This window comes from Streptomyces sp. NPDC048191 (assembly GCF_040652655.1).
GTDB lineage: Bacteria > Actinomycetota > Actinomycetes > Streptomycetales > Streptomycetaceae > Streptomyces.
The window spans coordinates 1-1064 of record NZ_JBEZMO010000099.1; the positions used below are offsets into that span (position 1 = coordinate 1).

General features: G+C 73.8%; 1 protein-coding gene. It reads right to left on the bottom strand.

Going from position 1 to position 1064, the window contains the following annotated elements:
- Positions 1 to 207: 207 nt before the first annotated feature.
- Complete coding sequence (locus AB0D93_RS41590; protein WP_362131983.1) at positions 208 to 945, bottom strand: hypothetical protein; 738 nt, start codon at positions 943 to 945, stop codon at positions 208 to 210.
- Positions 946 to 1064: the final 119 nt, after the last annotated feature.

A 1064-nucleotide genomic window follows, 5' to 3' on the forward strand; every position in this document is an offset into this window, starting at 1 on the left:
GCGAGAGCGCCCCTCGCACCCGGCCCCCCGGGCCGGGTGCACCACCACAACGCCGCGCACCCCCGCCTCCACCACGCCGCGACCGTCGCCCACGGTGAGAAGGAGTTGAAGGACGTGCGCGGCGGTGTGTGGGTCTCCGGGCTGTCGTCGCGGTGGCCGCGCAATGCGTTCGGCCCGGGGCGGCGGGTGCCGTCCCGGGCCGGGGGGTCAGCTGGCGAACAGGGGCTCCTGGACCGCCTCGGTGGTCGGGGGCGGCGGGGCGTGCTGTTCGCGGTGCTGGAGGTGGCGGTCCACGGTCCACTTGATCCACTGCCACTCGGGCAGGAGCGGGCTCGGGCGGCCGGGCTGCTGACGGAAGGTCGTCACGCCTGCCACGCGGGCGGCGTTGCGGATCGGGGAGATGTCCAGGATGAGGTACTCGGGCCGGACCAGGTGGACGGTGCTGTCGAGCCAGACCCACACCTCGCACTTCGGGCGTCCGTGTGCGGTCAGGATCGCCAGGTGGTGGATGTCGCCCCATCCCGGGTGCAGTCCTCCGGGGCTGACCCAGAGGGTGGTGCCGGGTTCGATGTCGCCGGGCCGGCTGGGCGTGTGGTCGTACGGCGGACGCTGGCGGCGACGGCGCCGGGGCTTGTCCGGGTAGTAGTGGCTGGGGGGGTAGTTCGGGTTCCTCTGGTGGTGCTGGTGGAGTTCCTCCGCTTCGGCGCGCAGGGCGTCGGCGGCGGTGTAGCAGCGGGGGCCGAGGTGCCACTGACGGGGCAGGTTGGTGTCCCAGTAGGTCGGGCTGCCGCAGGTACTGCATTGCCCCCGGGTGAGGTACGGCTCGGCGGTCGGGCACGGCCACGGCGTACGGCACTGGCGGCAAGTCCATACCGGCTCAGCCGAGTTGGGCAGGTGGGCGTCTGGCAGGTAGATCGGCCGTGGACGCCAGTCTTCTCCGGTCATGCTCGCCTCCGTGAAGGGCGGGGCATCGTCGTTCCTGTTCTCGAAAGGGCCGGGGCCGGGGGGGGGGGGGGGCGCCCCCGCCCCCCCGGGGGGGGGGGGGTGGGTTGGGGGGGGGTTGT

Excerpts from the sequence above, each read along its gene's own strand:
- AB0D93_RS41590 (WP_362131983.1), bottom strand. The coding sequence starts at position 945 with ATGACCGGAGAAGACTGGCGTCCACGGCCGATCTACCTGCCAGACGCC.